The sequence below is a fragment of the Amycolatopsis sp. WGS_07 genome (assembly GCF_045278895.1).
GTDB lineage: Bacteria > Actinomycetota > Actinomycetes > Mycobacteriales > Pseudonocardiaceae > Amycolatopsis.
In genome coordinates, this window is record NZ_CP136053.1 from 5,711,964 (window position 1) to 5,734,121 (window position 22,158).

General features: G+C 71.6%; 22 protein-coding genes and 2 pseudogenes. 16 read left to right on the forward strand and 8 right to left on the reverse strand.

The window, feature by feature from the left end; all coding sequences use genetic code 11:
• The first annotated feature begins 400 nt into the window (after positions 1-400).
• Entirely contained in the window at positions 401-1,258 is an 858-nt protein-coding gene (locus RPX00_RS27040) for an NAD(P)-dependent oxidoreductase (RefSeq protein WP_406629512.1), read from the forward strand.
• On the opposite strand, the gene RPX00_RS27045 is transcribed toward RPX00_RS27040, so the two are convergent.
• Complete coding sequence (locus RPX00_RS27045; RefSeq protein ID WP_406629514.1) at positions 1,242-2,153, reverse strand: hypothetical protein; 912 nt, start codon at positions 2,151-2,153, stop codon at positions 1,242-1,244. The genes RPX00_RS27040 and RPX00_RS27045 overlap by 17 nt on opposite strands.
• A gap of 153 nt (positions 2,154-2,306) precedes the next feature.
• Between RPX00_RS27045 and RPX00_RS27050 the strand changes: the two genes are divergently transcribed.
• The 8 genes and pseudogenes from RPX00_RS27050 to RPX00_RS27085 all read left to right on the forward strand — a co-directional run bounded on the left by RPX00_RS27050 (position 2,307) and on the right by RPX00_RS27085 (position 10,988).
• The gene (locus RPX00_RS27050) at positions 2,307-2,702 is read left to right on the forward strand and encodes a DUF948 domain-containing protein (protein ID WP_406629516.1); all 396 of its coding nucleotides are present in this window, start codon (positions 2,307-2,309) and stop codon (positions 2,700-2,702) included.
• Positions 2,699-3,001 carry a hypothetical protein gene (locus tag RPX00_RS27055; protein ID WP_101434607.1) on the forward strand — a complete coding sequence of 101 codons (303 nt, stop codon included), beginning with the start codon at positions 2,699-2,701 and terminating at the stop codon, positions 2,999-3,001. The genes RPX00_RS27050 and RPX00_RS27055 overlap by 4 nt, the downstream gene beginning before the upstream one ends.
• Positions 3,002-3,083: 82 nt before the next feature.
• On the forward strand, positions 3,084-5,747 hold the full coding sequence (alaS, locus tag RPX00_RS27060; protein ID WP_406629519.1) for an alanine--tRNA ligase: 2,664 nt from the start codon (positions 3,084-3,086) through the stop codon (positions 5,745-5,747).
• Complete coding sequence (ruvX, locus tag RPX00_RS27065; RefSeq protein WP_406629521.1) at positions 5,737-6,237, forward strand: Holliday junction resolvase RuvX; 501 nt, start codon at positions 5,737-5,739, stop codon at positions 6,235-6,237. The genes alaS and ruvX overlap by 11 nt, the downstream gene beginning before the upstream one ends.
• The gene (gene mltG / locus RPX00_RS27070; RefSeq protein ID WP_406629523.1) at positions 6,234-8,564 is read left to right on the forward strand and encodes an endolytic transglycosylase MltG; all 2,331 of its coding nucleotides are present in this window, start codon (positions 6,234-6,236) and stop codon (positions 8,562-8,564) included. The genes ruvX and mltG overlap by 4 nt, the downstream gene beginning before the upstream one ends.
• Positions 8,548-9,414, forward strand: a complete 867-nt coding sequence (locus RPX00_RS27075) for a shikimate dehydrogenase (protein ID WP_406629524.1) — start codon at positions 8,548-8,550, stop codon at positions 9,412-9,414. The genes mltG and RPX00_RS27075 overlap by 17 nt, the downstream gene beginning before the upstream one ends.
• A gap of 43 nt (positions 9,415-9,457) precedes the next feature.
• A pseudogene (locus RPX00_RS27080) lies at positions 9,458-10,021 on the forward strand (GrpB family protein); the annotation flags it as partial.
• A gap of 25 nt (positions 10,022-10,046) precedes the next feature.
• Positions 10,047-10,988: a D-2-hydroxyacid dehydrogenase family protein gene (locus RPX00_RS27085; protein ID WP_406629525.1), complete on the forward strand. Its 942-nt coding sequence runs from the start codon at positions 10,047-10,049 to the stop codon at positions 10,986-10,988.
• Here RPX00_RS27085 and RPX00_RS27090 read toward each other — a convergent pair.
• The 5 genes and pseudogenes from RPX00_RS27090 to RPX00_RS27110 form a co-directional block, all read right to left on the reverse strand.
• Entirely contained in the window at positions 10,985-12,481 is a 1,497-nt protein-coding gene (locus tag RPX00_RS27090; protein WP_406629527.1) for an alpha/beta hydrolase, read from the reverse strand. The genes RPX00_RS27085 and RPX00_RS27090 overlap by 4 nt on opposite strands.
• Positions 12,478-13,292: pseudogene (locus RPX00_RS27095) on the reverse strand (serine hydrolase domain-containing protein). Before RPX00_RS27095 ends, RPX00_RS27090 begins: the two are co-directional and overlap by 4 nt.
• A gap of 125 nt (positions 13,293-13,417) precedes the next feature.
• Complete coding sequence (locus tag RPX00_RS27100; RefSeq protein ID WP_378309141.1) at positions 13,418-13,687, reverse strand: HPr family phosphocarrier protein; 270 nt, start codon at positions 13,685-13,687, stop codon at positions 13,418-13,420.
• Between the two features lie 29 nt (positions 13,688-13,716).
• Entirely contained in the window at positions 13,717-14,955 is a 1,239-nt protein-coding gene (locus tag RPX00_RS27105; RefSeq protein WP_406629530.1) for a PTS transporter subunit EIIC, read from the reverse strand.
• Complete coding sequence (locus RPX00_RS27110) at positions 14,952-15,749, reverse strand: GntR family transcriptional regulator (RefSeq protein ID WP_406629532.1); 798 nt, start codon at positions 15,747-15,749, stop codon at positions 14,952-14,954. Before RPX00_RS27110 ends, RPX00_RS27105 begins: the two co-directional genes overlap by 4 nt.
• 245 nt (positions 15,750-15,994) lie before the next feature.
• Here RPX00_RS27110 and RPX00_RS27115 point away from each other — a divergent pair, with 245 nt between their 5' ends.
• A complete protein-coding gene (locus tag RPX00_RS27115) occupies positions 15,995-16,231 on the forward strand; it encodes a glucose PTS transporter subunit EIIB (protein WP_037713328.1) in 237 nt (78 codons plus the stop codon).
• Positions 16,228-16,683 (forward strand): PTS glucose transporter subunit IIA, encoded by a 456-nt coding sequence (locus RPX00_RS27120; protein ID WP_406629534.1) that lies wholly within the window; start codon positions 16,228-16,230, stop codon positions 16,681-16,683. The genes RPX00_RS27115 and RPX00_RS27120 overlap by 4 nt, the downstream gene beginning before the upstream one ends.
• Before the next feature lie 49 nt (positions 16,684-16,732).
• Here the strand turns inward: RPX00_RS27120 and RPX00_RS27125 are convergent, their stop codons facing one another.
• Complete coding sequence (locus RPX00_RS27125; RefSeq protein WP_406629536.1) at positions 16,733-17,137, reverse strand: Rieske (2Fe-2S) protein; 405 nt, start codon at positions 17,135-17,137, stop codon at positions 16,733-16,735.
• 99 nt (positions 17,138-17,236) lie between these two features.
• On the opposite strand from RPX00_RS27125, the gene RPX00_RS27130 reads away from it, so the two are divergent.
• The gene (locus RPX00_RS27130) at positions 17,237-17,629 is read left to right on the forward strand and encodes a hypothetical protein (RefSeq protein ID WP_406629538.1); all 393 of its coding nucleotides are present in this window, start codon (positions 17,237-17,239) and stop codon (positions 17,627-17,629) included.
• On the opposite strand, the gene RPX00_RS27135 is transcribed toward RPX00_RS27130, so the two are convergent.
• Positions 17,592-18,008, reverse strand: a complete 417-nt coding sequence (locus tag RPX00_RS27135) for a pyridoxamine 5'-phosphate oxidase family protein (protein ID WP_406629540.1) — start codon at positions 18,006-18,008, stop codon at positions 17,592-17,594. The genes RPX00_RS27130 and RPX00_RS27135 overlap by 38 nt on opposite strands.
• Before the next feature lie 82 nt (positions 18,009-18,090).
• Between RPX00_RS27135 and RPX00_RS27140 the strand changes: the two genes are divergently transcribed.
• From RPX00_RS27140 to RPX00_RS27155, 4 genes are all read left to right on the forward strand, one after another.
• Complete coding sequence (locus RPX00_RS27140; RefSeq protein WP_406629542.1) at positions 18,091-19,014, forward strand: AraC family transcriptional regulator; 924 nt, start codon at positions 18,091-18,093, stop codon at positions 19,012-19,014.
• 103 nt (positions 19,015-19,117) lie between these two features.
• Complete coding sequence (locus RPX00_RS27145) at positions 19,118-20,326, forward strand: prepilin peptidase (RefSeq protein WP_406629544.1); 1,209 nt, start codon at positions 19,118-19,120, stop codon at positions 20,324-20,326.
• 49 nt (positions 20,327-20,375) lie between these two features.
• Positions 20,376-21,563 carry a chorismate synthase gene (gene aroC / locus RPX00_RS27150; RefSeq protein ID WP_344267350.1) on the forward strand — a complete coding sequence of 396 codons (1,188 nt, stop codon included), beginning with the start codon at positions 20,376-20,378 and terminating at the stop codon, positions 21,561-21,563.
• On the forward strand, positions 21,560-22,084 hold the full coding sequence (locus RPX00_RS27155) for a shikimate kinase (protein WP_406629546.1): 525 nt from the start codon (positions 21,560-21,562) through the stop codon (positions 22,082-22,084). Before aroC ends, RPX00_RS27155 begins: the two co-directional genes overlap by 4 nt.
• Positions 22,085-22,158 lie beyond the last annotated feature (74 nt).

The following is a 22,158-nucleotide window of genomic DNA, read 5'->3' on the forward strand; positions in this document are numbered from 1 at the left end:
CGGATCGCCGGGCCGGGGTATCACGCGGTGGACGTCCTGGCGAGCGAGCCCGGTCTCGTCGAGCGCAGCGCGAACGGGGCCGAGGACCGGTTCTTCGCGCGGGGGTCGGCGGTCTGGTACCTGCACGCCGGGCACGAGGTGCACGCGGTGCTGTGCGAGCCGGGGGACGTGCTGACGATTCCGGCGCACGTCCGGCATTGGCACGACGGGGGCGCCCGGCCGGACCACGTGACGATCCGGGTCCGGCATCCGGCGGAGGCGGCCCCGGAGGCGGCGCCGGGCCCGGTGGCGGTCGGGGACTTCCCCGGGTTCGCCGAGCTGGTGGCCGAGCGGGTCGGCACCTGGCCCGCGCTGACCCGCTGATCCTGCCGATCCGCGCGCCTCGCGGCACGATGACCGGATGACCACAGTCGCATTCCTGGGCACCGGAATCATGGGCCGTCCGATGGCCGCCAATCTCGCTCGCGCCGGGCTGACCGTGCGGGCCTGGAACCGGACCCGCGCCAAAGCCGAGCCGCTCGCCGCCGAAGGCGTCACCGTCGTCGAGTCGCCGGGAGAAGCGGTCAAAGGCGCCGACTACCTGGTCACCATGCTCGCGGACGGGCCTGCGGTCGCCGAGGTCTTCGCCGGGCTCACGCTCGAACCGGGCACGATCTGGCTGCAGACCAGCACCGTCGGCGTCGACTGGGCCGACCGGCTCGCCCAGGCGGCCGTCGCGGCGGGGGTGCCGTTCGTCGACTGCCCGGTGATGGGCACGAAAGCGCCCGCCGAACAAGGCCAGCTCCAGGTGCTCGCGGCGGGGCCGGACAACGTGCACGAGGGCGCCGCGCCGGTGTTCGACGCGATCGGCTCGAAGACCCGCTGGCTCGGCACCGAACCCGGCACGGCGACGCGGCTCAAGCTCGTCATGAACGCCTGGATCCTCGCGCTCACCAACGGCACCGGCGAAAGCCTCGCCCTGGCCCGCACGCTCGGTGTCGACCCGCAGTTGTTCTTCGACGTCATGAGCGGCACCGGGTTCGACGTCCCCTACGCGCGAGCGAAGGGTCCCATGATGCTCTCCGGCGAGTACCCGACCAGCTTCCCGGCGTCGCTCGCGGCGAAGGACGCGCGGCTCGTCGTGGAAGCAGCGGGCCACGCGATCGACGTCGGCGGCGCCGCGGCCGCGTTGGCGCATCTGGAGACCGCGGTCGAAGCGGGCCACGGCGAGGACGACATGGCCGCGGTGTACGAGGGGATCGTCAAGAAGGGGCGTTGAGCAACGACGCGACCCGGTCCACGCCGATGCCGGAGATGATCAAGCGTTCCTTCGCGTTTCCGAGGAGCCGCGCGGTCCATGGGGTGAAGCCGCCGTCGCCAACCGGCGCTGGACCGGCACCGAAGTCGCCGGTGACGGTGAAGCAGAGGCCGGAGTAGTAGTCGCGGCCGACCGCTCGGTCTGGATCGTCAGCGACAGCCACGTCGGGCAATGCTTCCTGTACTGAGGCGGCGAAGTCGGCGAAGCGACTGTCCAATGTGGTCACCAGGAAGCCTGCTGACTTGGCGCCGGCGGCGCGTACCGCGTCGGTGAGGAATCGTGCGTGCTCCACCAGGTGTTCGCGCTCGAAGGCCAGACTGCCGCGGTCGCGACCCGCGGTGATCGCGGCGAAGAGCGAGAAGTGCGCGTACAGCCCGGGAGCCGGCGGTTGCGCGCGCACCACGCGTTGCAGGGTGGCGAGCCGCACCGGTGCCGAACCGGTCCGCCGGACAGCGGCTTCGAGCGCCAGCCCGTTCGTCGGGTCCGCGGCGACCTCGGTGCCGCGCCCGGTCGGCACGACGCGATGCTGGGCGAGCCCGGCCACTGTGGAATGCGTGCCCAGCGGTGTCACCGGAGAGAGCTGGATTCGCTCGAATTCTGGTGGAGCGGCGGAAAGCAAGGCGTCTTCGACCCGCCGCAAAGTCTCGAACGGCAGTGGCGCGGGCGTAGCGAAGCGGTCCTCGCGATAGCGGCGCAATACGTCCGGCCCGCGCAGTTTCGCTGCCCGACGCCGGGCCACTTCCAGTTGCAGCGTGGTCAGATCGGCGCCGGGCAGAGTCGTGAGCACATCGGCGGCCTGGCCGCCCGGCCCGGCGAGCACGCGGGGCAGCGGACCGCGTCCGTTCGAGGAGTCCATCACCCGAGGAGACCAGCCCGGAGCCGTCTCCGCGAACTGTTTTCGGCCGCGGCGACTGCGCTGGGTGACCGCAGCGGCGGGGGTCCCCGCCGAGAAGCGCCCCAGGCGGTAACCTCACAGCACCTAAGACCCCGCACCACCCGAGGAGGGCCCGTGTCGGCAGGGCAGATCGCCGCGCTGATCGCCGCAGGAGCTTTCGTACTGCTGGTCTTGCTGCTGGCGATCCCGCTGCTCAAGCTCGGCCGCACGCTGGACGAGGCGACGATCGCGATCCGCAAGGCGCACGAGAACAGCGACCCGATCCTGATCGGGGCCAACGAGACGATCACGCACGTCAACACCCAGCTCGAACGGGTCGACGGGATCACCGCGAACGCACAGGCGGTGAGCGGCAACGTGTCCGCGCTGTCGTCGGTGTTCACCGCGACGCTCGGCGGCCCGCTGGTGAAGACCGCCGCGCTCTCGTACGGGATCAGCAAGGCCATCCGCGCGCGCCGGAAGAAGCAGGAAGCCAAGGCGCAGCGCCCGGCCCGCCGGGGGAAGAAGTGAAGCGGCTGTTCTGGCTCGGCGTCGGGGTCGTCGCCGGGGTCGCGCTGAGCCGCAAGGCGACCGAAACGGCTCGTCAGGCCACGCCTGCCGGGTTAGCATCGAACCTGGGCGACGCCGTGCGGGAACTCGCGGGCGCCGTCGGTTCGTTCGGCGCCGAGGTGCGCGCCGGGATGAACGAACGGGAACAGGAGCTGCACGACATGGTCGAGGAGCGGACCGCCGCCGTCGCGCCGCCTTCGGGCGCGGGCAGGCACGCCGCACGTCGCCCCGCCCGGCGAGCTCGCCGGGCGGAGGGCTGATCTCCGCGCGCCTTCCGCCGCCTCCGACCCCCGTTTCCTTTTCCCCGGCCGAAGCCGGGTTTTCCAGCACAAGGACGTACCCGTGGACACACACGAGATCACCGACCGTTTCCTGCGCCACTTCGAGAGCCGGGGCCACACGCGCGTGCCGAGCGCCCCGCTGATCCTCGACGACCCGAACCTGCTGTTCGTCAACGCGGGCATGGTCCAGTTCAAGCCGTACTTCCTCGGCGAGGCCCCGCCGCCGTACCCGCGCGCGACCTCGGTGCAGAAGTGCGTGCGCACGCCGGACATCGACGAGGTCGGCAAGACCACCCGGCACAACACGTTCTTCCAGATGGCGGGCAACTTCTCGTTCGGCGACTACTTCAAGGAAGGCGCGATCGAGAACGCCTGGGAGCTGATCACCAAGTCCCAGGACGACGGGGGCTTCGGCCTCGACCCGGACCGGATCTGGGCGACGGTCTACGAGAAGGACAGCGAGGCGGCCGGGCTGTGGCGCAAGCTCACCGGCCTGCCCAGCGACCGGATCCAGGTCCGCGACGGCAAGGACAACTACTGGGACATGGGCGTGCCCGGTCCCGGCGGCCCGTGCTCGGAGATCTACTACGACCGCGGCCCCGCGTACGGCCGCGAGGGCGGCCCGGTCGCCGACGAGGACCGCTACATCGAGATCTGGAACCTCGTCTTCATGCAGGACGTCCGCGGCGACCTGAGCCCGAAGCTGGGCCACCCGCCGATCGGCGAGCTGCCGAAGAAGAACATCGACACCGGCATGGGCGTCGAGCGCGTCGCGACGATCCTGCAGGGCGTCGAGAACGTGTACGAGACGGACCTGGTGCGCCCGGTGATCGGCCGCGCCGAGGAGTTCTCCGGCCGCCGCTACGGCGCCAACCACGCCGACGACGTGCGCTTCCGCGTCATCGCCGACCACGCGCGCACCGGCGTGCTGCTGATCGGCGACGGCGTCACCCCCGGCAACGACGGCCGCGGCTACGTGCTGCGCCGGCTGCTGCGCCGCATCGTCCGCTCCACGCGCCTGCTGGGCGTGCAGGAGCCGGTGCTGCAGGAGTTCGCGAAGGTCGTCAGCCAGACCATGGGCCCGACCTATCCCGAGCTGGTCAGCGGCTTCGACCGGATCTCCGAGGTCGTGCGCGTGGAGGAGGAGGCGTTCCTCGCCACCCTCACCAGCGGTTCGCGCATCTTCGACCTGGCCGCGGCCGAGACGAAGAAGGGCGGCGGCGACGTGCTCGCCGGCGACAAGGCGTTCCAGCTGCACGACACCTACGGCTTCCCGATCGACCTGACCCTGGAAATGGCGGCCGAGCAGGGCCTGACCGTGGACGAGGCGGGCTTCCGCACGCTCATGGAGGAGCAGCGCAAGCGCGCCAAGGCGGACGCGGCGTCGCGCAAGAGCGGCCACGGCGACCTGTCCGAGTACCGGAAGGTGCTGGAGCAGCACGGCGAGACCGAGTTCCTCGGCTACACCGAGCTGCAGGCGGACGCGAAGGTCGTCGGCCTGCTCGAAGACGGCCTCCCGGTGCGCAGCGTCGCGGCGGGCCGCAAGGCCGAGCTGGTGCTCGACCGCACCCCGTTCTACGCCGAGAGCGGCGGGCAGATCGCCGACACCGGCGTGCTGGTCGGCGACGGCGTCGAGCTGAAGGTGCTCGACGTGCAGAAGATCGTGCCCGGCCTGTTCGTGCACCGCGTCGAGGTCACCCAGGGCGAGGTCGGGATCGACACCCGGCTCACCGGATCGGTGGACGCGAACCGCCGCCTGTCGATCGAGCGTTCGCACTCGGCCACGCACCTCGTGCACGCGGCCGTCCGCGGCGCGTACGGCAAGCGCGCGGCGCAGGCCGGTTCGCTCAACGCGCCGGGCCGGATGCGCTTCGACTTCACCACGCCGGGCGCGGTGTCGGCCGACATCCTCACCGAGGTCGAGCAGGAAGTGAACGACTACCTGCAGACCGACGTCGAGGTGCAGAGCTACACCACGACCAAGGACAAGGCGCTCGAGCTGGGTGCGGTCGCGCTGTTCGGCGAGAAGTACGGCAACGATGTCCGCGTCGTCGACATGGGCGAGTACTCGCGCGAGCTGTGCGGCGGCACGCACGTCGGCCGGATCGGCCAGCTGGGCCTGGTCAAGCTCGTGTCGGACGCGTCGGTCGGCTCCGGCGTGCACCGCGTCGAGGCGCTGGTCGGGCCGGACGCGCTCAAGCACGTCCGCAAGGAGCAGCTGCTCGTGTCGCAGCTGGCGAACACGTTCAAGGTGCCCTCCGACGAGCTGCCGGGCCGGATCGAGGACGTGCTGTCCCGGCTGAAGAACGCGGAGAAGGAGATCGAGCAGCTGCGCACGCAGCAGGTGCTCGGCTCGGCCGGCGCGCTGACGGACAAGGCGCAGGACGTCAACGGCGTCTCGGTGGTCGCCGAGGTCGTGCCGGACGTCGACGGCAACGGCCTGCGCGCGCTCGCCTCGGACATCCGCGGCCGTCTCGGCGACCGCGCCGGCGTGGTCGCGCTGTTCGCGCCCTCGGGGGAGAAGGTGGCCTTCGTGGTCGCCACGACCTCCGCGGCGCGCGACAAGGGAATCGCGGCGGGCAAGCTCGTGCCGTCGTTCGCCGAGGCGATCGGCGGGCGCGGCGGCGGCAAGCCGGACATGGCCCAGGGCGGAGGCAGCAACCCGGCCGGTGCGGAGCAGGCTGTGACGGCGCTGCGCGCGGCGGTCGCGAACCTTGGCCGCTGAACCCAGGAGAGGCCCGGATCGGCCCGGCGAGTCCGATCCGGGGCGGGGCAGGCGGCTCGCGGTCGATGTCGGGTCTGTCCGGGTGGGAGTCGCGCTGAGCGATCCCGCCCCGATCCTCGCGAGCCCGCTCGTTACCCTCTCCCGTGATGCGAAGGACGACAGCGATCTGGACCGGCTTGCCGACCTCGTCACCGAACACGAGGTGGTCGAGGTGATCGTGGGCTTGCCGAGGACGCTGGCGAACCGGCAGGGCGCGGCCGCGGACCTCGCGCTCGCTTATGCGGAAAAGCTCGCCGGGCGCGTGGGGGACGTGCCCGTGCGGCTGGCAGACGAGCGGTTGACGACCGTCACCGCGTCGCGAATGCTGTCCCAGCGGGGGGTCAAGGGACGCAAGCAGCGCGCCGTGGTCGATCAGGCAGCGGCAGTCGAGATCCTGCAGGCCTGGCTCGACGCCGTCGCCGCGCACCGCGCCCGGAAAGGCGACTCATGACCGACCCCCGCGGCCCCGGCGAGCCGGGCGGCCGCCGTCGGCTGCGCAACCCCGAGTCACCGGATGCGCCGGACCCCGCCGCGGGTCCGGCCGCTCCGGGCGGGCGGCGCAGGCGACGAGAGCCCGACAGCGAACCTCCTCCCCGCCGTGCGGCGGCCGAAGGCATGCCTGGCGAACGGCGACGTCCGCGCGGCGACGTGCCGCAGCGTCCTCCCGCCGAAGGACGCCGGCGTGCGCCCGAAGGCGCGCCTCGTCCGGCTGGCGAAGCGACCCGTCGCGTCGCACCGGACGCGATGCCTCCTGACGAACCGCCGCGCCGTCCGGCCGCCGACGCGCCGCCGACCCGGCGCCGTCGTCCGCCCGCGCCGCAGCGGTCGACGGAGAACTGGGACCTGCCGCCGCACGCGGCCGACGACCTTCCGCGGGCCCGCCCGCGCCGCATAACTCCGGGCGATGTCCCGGTGGCCGGGAACGAAGTTCCGGACGTCGAGCCGCCCGCCGGCCGCCGCCGTCGGCGCGAGGACGTTCCGCCGCCGGTGGACACTGAACCGCCGTCGGGCCGTCGTCGGCTTGAGGACGCGCCGCCTGCCGGCCGTCGTCGCCGGCGCGAGGACATTCCGCCGCCGGTGGACGTCGAGCCGCCGTCCGGCCGCCGTCGCCGCGACGACGCCGATGTGCCGATGGAAGCCGCCGCGCCTGGCCGCCGCCGGGCGCCGGACCTGCCGCCGCCTCCGCCTCGGCGCGCGCCCGCTCCGCCGCCGGACGGCTCCATGCCGCCGGATCCCCGGTTCGCGGACGCGTCGATGCCGCCGGACCCGCGTTTCGCCGAGGCTTCGATGCCGCGCGATCCCCGGTTCGCCGAGGCGTCGATGCCGCCGGATCCCCGGTTCGCCGAAGCCTCCATGCCGCGAGACCCGCGCTTCGCGGACGCGTCGATGCCGCGCGACCCGCGCAGCCAGCCGCCGCGCCGGCAGCCGGTCGAGCAGCCCACCGAGGTGATCCCGGCCGTGGCCGCCGCCCACGAGGAGCGTCCGGGCGAGCAGCCGATCGACGACCTCTTCGAGGACGAGTACGACGAATACGGCGAGTACGACGAGCACGCCGCGTACGACGAAGACGGCTACGAGGACGGTTACGACGAGGACGGCTATCCCGAAGACGGGGCAGAGCCGCCGGTCGAGGAGCCGCCCGCGAAGCGGCCCCGCAAGAAGCGCAAGCGCGCGATCGGCTGGATCGCCGCGGTGCTCGTGCTCGTCCTGCTCAGCGGCGGGGCCTATTTCGGGTACCAGAAGATCTTCGGCTACGCGGACTTCGACGGTTCCGGCGAGGGCGACGCGCTCGTGCAGGTCGAACAGGGCGACACGACGTCCGCGATCGGCGCGAAGCTCACCGACGCGGGCGTGGTCGCGAGTTCCCGCGCGTTCGTGAAGGCCGGGTCGGAGAACGCCGCGCTCAGCCGGATCCAGCAGGGCTACTACCTGATGCGCAAGCACATGTCGGGCGAGAGCGCGGTCGAGCTGATCACCTCGGCCCCGGCCCGGGTCGGGCGGCTGGAGATCCGGCCGTACACGCAGTTCGACGACATCACCCAGCCCGACGGCAAGGTCACGCCGGGCGTGTTCAGCCTCATGTCGAAGGCGTCCTGCGCGACCTTGGACGGCAAGAGCACTTGCATCCCGGTCGACCAGCTGCGCAAGACGGTCGCCGACGCCGATCTCAAGGCGCTCGGCGCGCCGGAGTGGGCGCTGGAAGGCGCGGGCAAGGCGCTGAGCAAGGACAAACGCCTGGAAGGCCTGATCGCGCCCGGCGTGTACGACGTGAAACCCGGCTGGAGCGCGACCGAACTGCTCACCGATCTGGTGAAGCAGTCGGCCGATTCGATCCAGGCGTCCGGGCTCAGCGCGCAGTCCACCGGGCCGGGGAAGTCGGCGTACGAGACGCTGATCGTCGCGTCGCTCATCGAGCGCGAGGCGATCAAACCGGACTTCGGCAAGATCTCGCGGGTGATCTACAACCGGCTGCAGCAGCGCATCCGGCTGCAGCTGGACTCCACGGTCAACTACGTGCTGGACCGCCCGACGCTGCTCACCAAACCGGAGGACCGGGCGAAAGCGGGACCGTACAACACCTACGCCAACTACGGTCTCCCGCCGACGCCGATCGCGGTGCCCAGCATGGACGCGATCAAGGCCGCGGTCAGCCCGACGCCGGGCGACTGGGCGTACTTCGTGAAATGCGAGAAGGACGGGCATTCCTGCTTCGCGGTCACGAACGACCAGCACAACGCGAACCGGACTCTGGCGGAGCAGCGTGGCGTCATCAAGTGACCGGCCGCGCCGCGCGGCGGTGCTGGGCAAGCCGGTAGCGCATTCGCTGTCGCCGGTGCTGCACCGCGCGGCGTTCGCGGCGCTGGGGCTGGACGGCTGGACCTACGACCGGATCGAGACCGACGCCGACGAGCTGCCCGGTTTCGTCGGCGGTCTCGGCCCGGAGTGGGTCGGCCTGTCGGTCACCATGCCCGGCAAACGGGCCGCGCTCGACTACGCCGCCGAGGTCACCCCGCGCGCGGCCGCGGTCGGCGCGGCGAACACGCTCGTGCGTCGCGCGGACGGCTGGCTCGCCGACTGCACGGACGTCGACGGCGTGACCGGAGCCCTGCGCTACGCGGGCGGCTTCGAGCCTGCCGCGGGCGACCAGGCGGTCGTGCTGGGCGCGGGCGGGACGGCCGCCGCCGCGGTGGTCGGATTGGCCGCGATGGGCGTCTCGACGGTGTGCTTGGTGGTGCGGGAACCGGCGCGGGCCGCGGAAACCGTGGACGCGGCCAAGCGCGCGGGCCTGGCCGTGGAGGTCCGGCGATGGTCCGAAGTGGACTTCGCGGACTTAGCGGACGCTGCGGCGGTGCTCGTCAACACGGTGCCGCCGGACGCGGTCGTGCCGCACCTCGCGGAGCTGGCCCGGATCGGCAGCGTGCTCGACGTTATTTACCACCCGTGGCCGACGCCGCTGGCCGAAGCTGTCGGCGAGCGCGGCGGACGGCTCGCGACCGGGCTCGACATGTTGCTGCACCAGGCGTTCGGACAAGCGGAGCAGTTCACCGGGCTCCCGGCGCCGCGCGAGGAGATGCGGGCCGCGCTGCGCGAGGCGAGCGGGAACATCCTGCCGCTGCCGATTTCCTGATAACCTGGCGGGCTGCTTTCAGCCAGCAACAGGGGGAATCACCGTGACCAGGCAACAGTTCGGCGAGGAAGAAATCCAGGCGGCGTGGGTCGGCGAGGCTCCGAAGCTCGGCACCACCATCACGCTCGCCGAGTACGACCCGGAATGGCCGCGGCTGTACGAACGCGAGGAAGCCCGAATCCGCGCGGTGCTCGGAGAACGCGTGCTGCTGATCGAGCACGTCGGCTCCACTTCGGTACCGGGGCTCGCCGCCAAACCGATCGTCGACATTCTGCTCGAAGTGCCCGATTCGGACGACGAAGCGGCGTACGTTCCCGACCTCGAAGCGGCGGGCTACCGGCTGGTGATCCGCGAGCCGGACTGGGAGAAGCACCGTTTGTTCAAAGGCCCGGACACGAACATCAACCTGCACGTCCATTCGCCGGGCAACGGCCAGACCGAACGCTATCTGCTGTTTCGCGACCGGCTGCGCGGCCATCCGGAGGAACTGGCCCTGTATCTGGAGACGAAACGGGAACTCGCCGCGCAGGTCTGGGAGTACGTGCAGAACTACGCCGACGCGAAGAACGATGTGATCGACGAGATCATCGAGCGGGCGCGCAACGCCTGACCATCAGGTTACGGTGGGCGGCATGAAGATCGCGATCCTCGACGACTACCAGAACGTGGCTCTCCAGTGTGCGGACTGGACGCCGCTCGGGGCGGAGATCGAGGTGTTCCGCGAGCCGTTCGCCGGGTCGGACGAGGTCGTCGCGCGGCTGGCCGGGTTCGACGTCGTGGTCGCGATGCGCGAGCGCACGCCGTTCCCGGCCGCCGTGTTCGATCGGCTGCCCGGGTTGAAACTGCTGGTCAGCACCGGTCGGCGGAACGCGGCGATCGACCTCGACGCGGCGAAGCGGTGCGGGGTGGTCGTGTCCGCCACCGGTGCGCTCGCCGCGTCGACGGTGGAACACGCGTGGGCGCTCATCCTGGCCGGCGCGCGCGGTCTGCCCGCCGAGTTCCGTTCGATGCGCGAGGGCGGCTGGCAGGTCGGGCTCGGGATGTCGTTGCGGGACAAGACCCTCGGCCTGCTCGGGCTCGGCAGGCTCGGTGCCGAGGTCGCCCGGATCGGCCAGGCGTTCGGGATGAAACCGATTGCCTGGAGCCAGAATCTCACGCGGGAACGGGCGGCCGAGCACGGCGTCACGGCAGTGTCCAAAGAGGACTTGTTCGCGCGGGCCGATGTGTTGTCCGTCCACTTGGTCCTGTCCGAGCGCACCCGGGGCCTGGTCGGTGCCGCCGAATTCGCCGCGATGAAGACGACCGCGCTGCTGGTGAACACCTCGCGCGGGCCGATCGTGGACGAAGCGGCGTTGCTGGATGCCTTGCACGGCAAGAAGATCGCCGCCGCCGCGCTGGATGTCTACGACATCGAGCCGCTGCCCGTGGACCATCCGCTGCGGACGCTGGACAACGCGATCCTGACGCCGCACCTCGGTTACGTGAGCAGGGAAACGTACGAGGTCTTCTACGGCGGCGCGGTGGAGGACATCGCCGCGTTTCAGGCGGGCGAGCCGATCAACGTGCTGAACTAGGGGAACGGCCGGACCTGCGGCGGGTACACCGTCCCGTCCGGAGGCACGGTCAGATCCACGAAATACCGCGTCATCGCGGCGGAAGCGGCCGGGCTCGGCACGTCGAGGGTCGTGTGCCCGGCACCGTCGACCACGATGACATGACCGTCGCCGAGTTCCCGTGCGGTGGCCTGGGCGTTGGCGAGCGGGGTGACCGGGTCGTTCCGGTTGGCCAGGATCAGGATCGGATGCTGCCGGGGCCGGTTCCACGGTCCGAGGTACCGGTCTTCGTCGTGAGCGGGCCAGCCGACGCACTGCGCCATCGAAAACACCGGCGCGATCCCGAAATACGGCTGCCGTTTCGCTTCCGCGGCCGCGAGTTCGGCGTACTTGGAAGTGTCCTGCGGCAGTTCGCTGTCCAAGCACTGCACGGCGAGGAAGCCAGGCGAATGCGTCGGCACGCGCGGGTCGAGCACCGGCGCGGGGGACACCGGCGACGACGGCACGAGCCCGGCGAGCGTCTTCGCCAGCTGCGGCCACCGCGAGGATTGATACAGCGCGCGGTCGACCGTCTCCAGCAGCGACGACACCGTCATACCGCCGACCGGACCGTGTGTCAGCCGGGCGAAGACCGCCGCGAATTTCTGTTTCAGGTCACCGCCGGCGAAGGCGCATTTGCCCGGGCCAGCCGCGTTGCAGGCGGCGAAAAACGCTTCCAGTTCCTGTTGCTGGGCAGTCGCGACATCAGCGCGCACGTCGACCGGTTTGTGCTGCTGACCCGGCTGTCCGGTGGCGTTCGCGACGAGGTCGAGTGTTCCGTCCAGGGCCATCGCGCGCAGCTTGCCGGGGAACAGGTTCGCGTAGGTGCCGCCGAGATACGTGCCGTACGAGTAGCCGTAGAAGTTCAGCTGCTGCTCGCCCAGCGCCTGCCGGAGCACGTCCATGTCCCGCGCGACGTTCGCGGTGGACAGATGCGACAGCTCGGCTCCGGTGCCTGCCGCGCACGCCTTGCCGACGGCCGCGCTCGCGGTCCAGAACGCCGCGCTGTCCCGCAACGGCGAACCGGCCGCCGGAGGGGTTCCCGGGCACTGCACCGGGGCGCTGCCGCCGATTCCGCGCGGATCGAAGCTCACCAGGTCGAACTTGGCCCGCAGTTCGTCCGGGTAGCGCGGGCCGAAGCGCATCAGCTCGCCGACGCCGTCGGTGCCCGGTCCGCCGAAATTGATCACCAGCGACCCGACGCGGTGCGCGGGATCGGTGGTCGGCATGCGGATCACCGAGAGGTTCAGCTTCGCGCCGCCGGGTTCGCGGTAGCTCACCGGAACCGGCGCGGTCGCGCACTGGAAACCGCCGTGGCACGGTGCCCAGTCGAGCTTCGGCACCGCGGTGCCGTTGGTGCCCAACGGAAGCGGCGCGTTCGGCGCGGGCAATGCTTGGGGCGCTTGGGTTTGCGCGGCCGGTGCGGAACAACTCGCGACCAGCAGCAGGGCCGCGAGCGCGGGCCGGAACTTCACGCGGAGAGTTCCGCCAGCACGGCGTCGGTGAACGGCGGCCACACTTGCGCGGCCCACGGCCCGAACGAACGGTCGGCGAGCCCGACGCAGGCGTGCCCCGCTTCCGGGTCCACCCACAGGAAGGTGCCCGACTGCCCGAAGTGGCCGAACGTGCGCGGCGAGCTGTGCGCGCCGGTCCAATGCGGGCTCTTGTGGTCGCGCAGCTCGAAGCCGAGCCCCCAGTCGTTCGGCTTCTGGTGCCCGAACCCGGGAAGGACGCCGTTCAGGCCGGGAAACGCGATCTCGGTGGCCGCGTTCAGGGTCTCCGGCGAAAGCAGCTTGGGCGACTGCAGTTCGGCGGCGAACCGGAGCAGATCGTCCACTGTGGACACCGCGCCGGAGGCGGGGAGCCCTCCAAACGGGTCGAGGTCATGCCCAGCGGCTCGAAAAGCGCTTCTCGCTGGTACTCGGCGAACTCGATGCCGGAGTGCCCGGCCAGCGCGTCGGCGAGTTCCTCGAACCCGGCGTTGGAGTACAGCCGTCGCGTGCCGGGCTCGGCCATCGCCTTGTGCGCGTCGAAGGCCAGCCCGGAGGTGTGCGCGAGCAGGTGCGCGACGGTGGAGCCTTCCGGCCCGGCGGGCGTGTCCAGTTCGACGACGCCCTCTTCGATCGCGATGTGCGCGGTGTAGGCGGTGAGCAGTTTGGTGACCGACGCGAGCCGGAACGGGCGAGCCGGGTCGCCGTGACGGCCCCGGACGTCGCCGGAGGCGGAGACCACCCCGGCCGCCGCGTTGTCCACCGGCCACTCGTCGATCAGGCGCAGACTCTCCATGTCCGCCAGCGTAATAGGGCCCGCCCCGGCGCCGTTCCGCAGTGCCCTGACGCGAACGAACCGTGCGGGGCCCCGGAAGTCCGGGAGCCCCGCACGGTTCGTGTTTTCCCCGTGGAGCGGTATCGCTACTGAGCGTCGAGGTCGGTGGCGACCAGCTCGGCGACGGCCTCGACCGCCGCCTCGGCACCGTCGCCCTCGGCGCTGATGACGACCTCGTCGCCGTACGCGGCGGCGAGGGTCATCAGGTTGAGGACGCTGCCGGCGGCCACCGGTTCGCCGCCGTCCTTGGCGATCCGCACCGCCACGGGCTGGGCCGCGGCCGCCTTGGCGACCAGTGCGGCCGGACGGGCGTGCAGCCCCACCTTGCTGGCCACGGTGACGCGTTTCTCCGGCATGGTGTACCTCTCTTGCCTTTTCTCGGGTGTTACTTCGCGGCCGTGCGCTCGAGGTCGCCCTCGATCGAGTCGTCCTCGCGGCCCGGCGTGCGCAGGTTGAACTTGGTGATCACGAAGCGGAACACCACGTAGTAGATCACGGCCAGGACGAGCCCGATCGGGATCAGCAGCCACGCCTTGTGGGCGGTGTCCAGCGACGAGTTGAGCGCGAAGTCGATCGCGCCGCCGGAGAACGAGAACCCGAGGTGGATGCCGAGTGCGTTGCAGACCGCGAGCGAGATGCCGGTCATCACCGCGTGGAAGATGTACAGCGGCCACGCGACGAACATGAACGCGAACTCGATCGGCTCGGTGACGCCGGTGACGAAGGCGGTCAGCGCGGCCGAGATCATGATGCTGCCGACGAGCTTGCGCTGTCCGGGACGCGCGGTGTGCACGATCGCGAACGCCGCGGCCGGAAGCGCGAACATCATGATCGGGAAGAACCCGGTCATGAACGCGCCGGAGCCCTGCACGTGGCCGAAGAAGTTGTTCAGGTCGCCGCCGCCGAAGATGAACCACACCGGCACGTTCAGCAGCTGGTGCAGGCCGACCGGGATGAGCAGCCGGTTGAGCAGGCCGTAGATGCCGCCGCCGAGGACCGGCGAGCCCATGACCGCCTCGCCCGCGGAGGTGATCGCCTGGTCGACGTACTTGAAGACCAGGCCGAAGAGGACGCCGAGCACGAGCATCGCCAGCGCGGTGATGATCGGCACGAACCGGCGGCCGCCGAAGAACGCCAGCCAGGACGGCAGCTTGATCCGGTGGTAGCGCTGCCACAGCAGGGCCGCCACGATGCCGGACACGATGCCGGTCAGCACGCTGTAGGGCCAGTGGATGGGCTGGCTTTCCCAGCCCGGCTTGTAGCCCTGCTGGCTGCTGGTCGGGGCGATCACCTGGATCACGTTGTTGAACACGACCCAGCCGATGACCGCGGCGACGGCGGTCGAGCCGTCGCCCTTGCGGGCGAACCCGACCGCGATGCCGATCGCGAAGATCAGCGGCAGCCAGTTGAAGATGCTGCCGCCCGCCGCGCCGATCACGTCGGCGGCTTTGCCCCAGTCCAGGCCCTTCTTGCCGAGGACGTCTTCCTGGCCGAGCCGGTTCAGCAGACCGGCCGCGGGCAGGGTCGCGATCGGCAGCATGAGGCTGCGGCCGAAGCGCTGCAGCCCGGCGAGGCCGCCGCCCTTCTTCTTCCCGCTGGCCCCAGCCGCGGTGGTGGCGCTCATCGGATACCTCCATTGTGGGGTTGGTCGCCGGAACCCGGGGTGTTCCGGTCCAGCTGCATGGTCACCTGGTAGTGGTCGCCCCGGTACCAGGACGTCATGTCCTCCACCGGTTCGCCGCCCGAGCTGGAAACCCGGCGGAACACCAGGAGCGGACTGCCGGTGCGCATGCCGAGCAGGCGCGCCGTCTCGCGGTCCGCGGATTCGGCCCACACCGTCTGGTACGCCTGGTCCGGCCGGCGCGAGAAGGCGTCGGCGAGCTGGGCGTACAGCGAACGGGTCAGGTCGAGGTCGAGCAGGCCGGGGGTCCGGCCCGCGTGGTACCAGCCGCGTTCCACGGCCAGCGGAACGCCGTCGGCGCGCCGCAGCCGCACGAGCCGGTGCGCGGGCACGCCCTCGGACAGGCCGAGCGCGCGCGCCGAGGTCACCGGCGGGACCTCGGTCGAGGTCGAGATCACTTCGGTGGTCGGGGTGAGCCCGCGCCGGCGCATGTCGTCGGTGAACGACATCAGGTACACCTGCAGTTCCATCCGCCTCGCGGCGGTGAAGGTGCCCTTGCCCCTGACCCGGGCCAGCAGTCCTTCCTCGACGAGCTTCCCGATCGCCGAGCGGACAGTGAGCCTCGATACGCCGTAGTGCTGCGCGAGTTCCCGTTCGGACGGGATCGGGGAGCCCGGCGGGAGGTCGCGCTCCACCAGGCGGCGCAGGATTTCCCGCAGCTGGGCGTGCTTCGGGGTCGGCCCGTTCACCACGCGCTCGGCGGGGTCGGGCGGCGGAACGTGCGCGGCCGCACTCATCTCGGTGTCGCCCTCCCTCGCCTGTCGCGCACCGGGGCCGGTGCTCGCGTCCGCGCCGGAAGATTGGTACGTTCCGGTCTAGACCAATGATCTGATGGGGCAGGATGCTCCGCAGCGCGAGCAGGTGTCAACCACCGTTATCCGTTCGTGGCCGGGCCCGCCGGGCAAGGCGGCAAACGGCGTAGTAATGGTGGCGGAGCGCACCTGTTCCGCGTGGAAAACCAACGGGATACGAGGAGGCCGCGATGGCGGATGACAGGCCGGAAAAGATTCTCGCGGCGCTCGGCGGCGCGGACAATCTCATCGAGATCGAGGGCTGCATCACGCGGCTGCGGTGCGAGGTCGAGGACATGTCCGCCGTGGACGAAGCCGCGCTGAAGGCGGCGGGCGCGATGGGCGTCGTGAAGATGGGCTCGGCGGTCCAGGTCATCGTCGGGCCGGAGGCGGACACCATCGCCAGCGACATCGAGGACTTGATGTGAGCCTGCCCATCCTGAGCCCGGTCGCGGGCGAGGTCGTCGCGATCACCGAGGTTCCCGACCCGGTGTTCGCCGAGGCGATGGTCGGTCCCGGCATCGCGGTGCGGCCCTCCGGCGGCCGCGCGGACGCGGTCGCGCCGGTCGACGGAACCGTGGTGACGCTGCACCCGCACGCGTACGTCGTGGCCACTGAGGACGGCCGCGCGGTGCTCGTGCACCTCGGCATCGACACGGTCAAGGAAAAGGGCGAGGGGTTCACCCTGCACGTCGTGAAGGGCGAGCAGGTGCGGGCAGGCCAGCCGATCGTGGGCTGGGACCCGGAGGCGGTCGCCGCCAAGGGCTACTCGCCGATCGTCCCGGTCGTCGGGCTCGACGCGTCCGCCGACGTGCTCGCCGGCCTCGAAGGCGGGCGCACGGTCGCCGCCGGCGACGAGTTGTTCACCTGGAACAGTTGAGCACCGGTGCCCTTTGTGGACGGTGAATGTCCACAAAGGGCGGTTCCGGTCACGCCGTGACGACGTCTCCGTTCTGGAGCTTCACGGCCACTTTCGCCAGCGGCTGGCTCGCCGGGCCCTGCTTCACCGCACCGGTCAGCGCGTCGAACACCGAACCGTGGCACGGGCAGTGCGCCTGCCCGTCCCGCGGCGGATTCACCGTGCAGCCCTGGTGCGTGCAGACGGCGCTGAAACAAGCGACCGTCCCCGCCGACGGCTGCGCGACGAGGACGTCCTGCCCGTCCGGGGTTTTCGCGGATTTCGCTTGTCCCACCGGCACTTCCGCCAGCGCGATCACCTTCCCGCCCGGCTTCGGGGCGGCCGGTTCGGAGCCGCTCCCGCACGCGGTGAGCGCGACGGCGGCGGCCGCCCCGGAGGCGATAACTGAGCGGCGGGAGTGCAGTTCGGCAGTCATACCCAGTGCAACGGACCGAGGCGGTCCGGGGTTCAGGTGAACCGTCGCGCCCGCCCGTGCGTGTAGTCCGTATCCGGCATCCGCACGGAAGGAGACGGCATGCTGACGACCTGGATGCGAGCGCTGGGCGCGGCCGGCCTGGCTGGCTCGGCGGCGATCCACTTCTACCTGTACTGGGGCAGCGGCTACGCGGACATCCCGGTGGTCGGGCCGCTTTTCCTGGTGAACGGCGTCGCGGGCGCGGTGATCGCGCTCGCGCTGCTCTTCTGGCGGCACTGGCTTCCGGCGTTCTTCACGCTGGGCTTCGGCGGCGTGACGCTGCTGGCCTACCTGCTGTCGGTGACGGTGGGCTTCTACGGCGTGCACGACCAGTTCAACAGCCAGTACGAATACTGGGGCGTGATCACCGAAGCGGTGTGCGTGATCTGCGGCCTGGTACTGCTGGTACAGGCGCTCAGAACGCGTAGCGGTGCACCTTCTCCGGGTGAATGACGACCCGGACCTGCGGCAGTTTTTCGAGGACGTCGAGCCCGGCCGCGCCCTCGGCGGTGCTGAGGTCCCAGTACCGGGCGGCGAGCCGGCGGGCGAGGTCGTGCCCGCCGTCGGCCTCCACCGTGACGCGCCCGGCGACTGACACCCAGCGCTCCGGTTCCCCGACCGGCGCGGCGACGACGATCGACGCGCGCGGATCCTCGCGCAGCTGGCGGATCTTGGCCGAGTCCGGGTCGGTGAACAGCTGGATCGTGCCGTCGTCGGCCGCCTCGAACCACACCGGACGCGGCTGCGGCGGCCGCGGTCCGGCGGCGACGGTCAGGAAGCCGTGCAGGGGACGGCGGAGGAACTCGAGATCGTGGTCGGTGAGCGTGCTCATGACGGGGATTCAACCGGGCTTTCCCGGACGATCCCATAGGCGAGAAGCCGGATCGCCTGTCCATTCGTCTAATCTCGGGGGAGTGGACGCGTTCAGCGATTTGATCCGCGGGGTCCGGGCGCACGGTTCGCTGTTCGGCTGCTCGGCCCTGTCCGCGCCGTGGTCGCTGCACTTCACGGACGGTGCTCCGCTGACCCTGTGCGCGCTGCTGAGCGGCGAGGGCTGGATCGTGCCGGAAGGGCATCCGCCGGAGCTGCTGCGCGCCCGCGAGAGCATCCTGGTCCGCGGCCCGTTCTCCTTCGTGGACCGGCTGGACACTCCCGCCGCCCCCGTCGCCTGCGGCGAGTTCTGCGCCACCCCTGACCAGGGCGGCACCCGGCACCACCTCGGCTGGAACGACCCGTTCCACGGCGAAGCCGACCTGATCGTCGGCGCGTATCCGGTCCGGAGCCGCAGCCGGATGGCCGCGCTGCTGGACGAGCTGCCGGTCGTCGTCCGCCCGCCTTCCCCGGACGCGGAAGACCCGGTGCTGGACCACCTGGCGGCCGAACTGGCAGTCGACGCGCCAGGCCAGCAGATCGTCCTGGACCGCTTGCTGGACTGGATGCTGGTCTGCCTCCTGCGCGACTGGTTCGACCGGCCCGGCGGCACGCCGCCGCCGTGGTGGGCCGCGCAGCGGGATCCGGTGGTGGGAACGGCTCTTCGCCTGCTGCACGCGGACCCAGCGGCCCCGTGGACGGTGGTCTCGCTGGCCGCCCGGACCGGAGTTTCGCGGTCGACACTGGCCAAACGTTTCGCGGACCTGGTGGGCGAGCCGCCGATGACGTACCTCACCCGCTGGCGGATGACGCTGGCGGCGGACCTCCTGACGGAACAGGAATCGATGCCGGTCGCGGAAGTCGCGCGGGCGGTCGGGTACTCGGATGCCTTCGGATTCAGCTCGGCGTTCAAACGGGTCCGGGGGACGAACCCGAGCGGGCACCGGCGGGCCTTCGCCGGTTCCTGATTTTGCCACCGCGGAGTGAACCTTCCGGCGTGTCGCGCACGAGGGGTCCCCTCGCACCCCGGTTTGTTTGCGCTGGTCCCAACCTCGGGGACAGGCTGGCTGCATGGTCCTGACAGCAGTGCTGGCGGCCGGGGCGGTGGTCCCGGTGCTGCTGGCGATGATGAAGAAAACCGGTGCGCCGGTGCCGCTTTCGCTCGGCCTGGCGATTGCCGTCGCGGCAGCCTTTGTAGCCGCCGCCCGTGCCGACGCAGGCATGCTGCCAGCTTGGTGGCTTCCCGTGCCCTGGCTGGTCTCGGTGGTCGGCGTCCCGTTGGCATTGGCTGATGCCCGACACCGTCGCTTGCCCGACGTCCTCACCCTGCCCGCCTACCCGGCTGTAGCCCTGACGCTCACCCTCGCCGCATTCGGCGGCGGAGGCTGGCGCTTGGCCGCTGGCGCCGCCGTGGGCTGCCTGCTGTTCGGCGGAACACACCTGATCGTCCACCGGCTGTCAGCGGGCGGTCTCGGCCCTGGAGACGTCAAACTGGCTGGTTCATTCGGTGCCGTCCTGGGCGCGGTCGGCGGACTGGCCCCGGCGGTGGGGGCAGTCCTGGCAGCGACGGTGAGCGCGGTGGCGGTGGTGCCGATGTGGTTGATGCGCCGGATCCGCGCGCCTCGGGCCTCTGTCGGCTCTCATCTCGCAGCCGGGCCTAGCGCGCCGTCGCCCCGTTCCCTGGCCACAGGAGGCATCGCCCCGAACCAATCCGAGCGATCCACGCTGACCGGCTCAGCGGAGGAACCGGCGATGTCCGGTCCCGCCCAGCCGCCTGGTGCCGCCCAGCTGGCTGATCCCGCCGAGCCGACCGACGTCGCCCGCGCCCCAGCCCCCCGTTCCCTGACGGCAGGAGGCATCACCCCGAACCAACCCGAGCGATCCACGCTGACCGGCTCAGCACAGGAACCGGCGGCGGCCGGTCCCGTCCCGTTGCCCGGTGCCGCCCAGCTGGCTGACCCCGCCGAGCCACCCGGTCCCGCCCAGCTTGACCCCGCCCAGCCGCCAGAGCCGACCGACGTCGCCCGCGCCCCAGCGCTGTCCGACTCCTCCCGCATGCCGGTCGGCCGTGCCCGCATCCGCGCGCTGGCCGACCGCGCGCTGGCCCGCCGCGTCCCGGCGATGTCCGACCCCGCCCGTGCACCGGCCCCGGCCGACCGCACCCCGATCCGCGCCGGACCCCTCGGAGCCGGACCCCTCCGCGTCCCCTACGGTCCCGGCCTCGTTCTGGCCACCTGGGCGTGCGCGGTCTTCCCCGCCGCGGGAACCGGCATCGCCTGAGGCCAGGGGCTCTGCCGGGGCGTCCGGCGGGCCGTGACAGGATTGTCCGGTGCTGCGCTGGATCACCGCTGGAGAATCGCACGGACCCGCCCTCGCCGCTGTGCTCGAAGGGCTGCCCGCCGGGGTGGAGGTGACGACCTCGGACCTCTCCGCGCAGCTCGCGCGGCGCAGGCTCGGGTTCGGCCGCAGCCCGCGGATGGGCTTCGAGACCGACCAGGTCCAGTTCCTCGGCGGGGTCCGGCACGGGGTCAGCCAGGGCGGCCCGATCGCCGTCCAGATCGAGAACGCCGAGTGGCCCAAGTGGGAGAAGGTCATGGCGGCCGATCCGGTCGACGAGGCCGAACTCGCCGGGCTGGCCCGCAACGAGCCGCTGACCCGGCCCCGCCCCGGGCACGCCGACCTTCCCGGCATGCAGAAGTACGGCTTCGACGAGGCCCGTCCCGTCCTCGAGCGCGCCAGCGCCCGCGAGACGGCCTCGCGGACCGCGCTCGGCACTGTCGCGCGGAACTTCCTGCGGCAGCTGCTCGGGGCCGAGGTGCTGAGCCACGTCGTCTCGATCGGCGGTGCCGACGCGCCCGACGGCCCGCTGCCGCAGCCGGGCGACCTCGCGGCGATCGACGAGAGCCCGGTGCGGGCGTTCTCGGCCGAGGGGACCGAGGCGATGATCGCCGAGGTCGACGCGGTGCGGAAGGCGGGCGACACTGTCGGCGGCGTGATCGAGGTGATCGTCTACGGCCTGCCCCCGGGCCTCGGCTCGCACGTGCACTGGGACCGGCGGCTCGACGCGCGGCTCGCCGGCGCGCTGATGGGCGTGCAGGCGATGAAGGGCGTCGAGGTCGGCGACGGCTTCACCACCGCCCGCCGCTGGGGCAGCCAGGCGCACGACGAGATCGACCGCGGCACCGGGCCGGTCGGCGTCACGCGCCGGTCGAACCGCGCGGGCGGGCTCGAAGGCGGCATCACCAACGGCGAGCCGCTGCGGGTGCGCGTCGCGATGAAGCCGATCTCCACCGTGCCCAAGGCACTGTCCACAGTGGACGTCCGGACCGGGGAGCCCGCGGTGGCGATCCACCAGCGCTCCGACGTGTGCGCGGTGCCGCGTGCGGGCGTGGTGCTGGAATCGGTGGTCGCGCTGGTCGTGGCGGACGCGGCGCTGGAGAAGTTCGGCGGCGATTCGCTGGCCGAGACCCGGCGCAACGCGCAGGCGTACCTGAAGGCGCTCGAGGAGCGCTGGTGAGCCCGCGCGCGGTCGTCATCGGCCCGCCCGGCTCCGGCAAGAGCACGGTCGGGCCGCTGCTGGCCGACGCGCTCGGCGTCACCTTCCGCGACACCGACGACGACATCGTCGCCCGCGCCGGACGCGCCATCTCGGACATCTTCGCCGACGACGGCGAACCGGCGTTCCGCGCGATCGAGGAGGAAGCGGTCGCCGCCGCGCTCGCCGAGCACGACGGCGTCCTGTCCCTCGGCGGCGGCGCCCCGCTCACCCCGGGCACCCGCGCGCGGCTTCAGGAGCACACAGTGGTGTTCCTGAACGTCGGCCTCGCGGCGGGCGTCCAGCGCACCGGCATGTCCAGCGCGCGCCCGCTGCTCGCCGGCATCAACCCGCGCGCCACCTTCAAAGCCCTGCTCGACCAGCGGCTGCCGGTGTACCGCGAGGTGGCGACCGTCGAGATCGAGACCGACAAGCGCACGCCCGAAGAGGTCGTCGCGGCCGCCGTCGCCGCCCTCGAACCCGACCGGGTCCGCGGGCAATGACCCGCCACCGGCCCGGACCGAGCCAGCGGCACCCGCACGGTGCCGTCCGGCCGGCCGCGCCGAGCCAGCGGTGC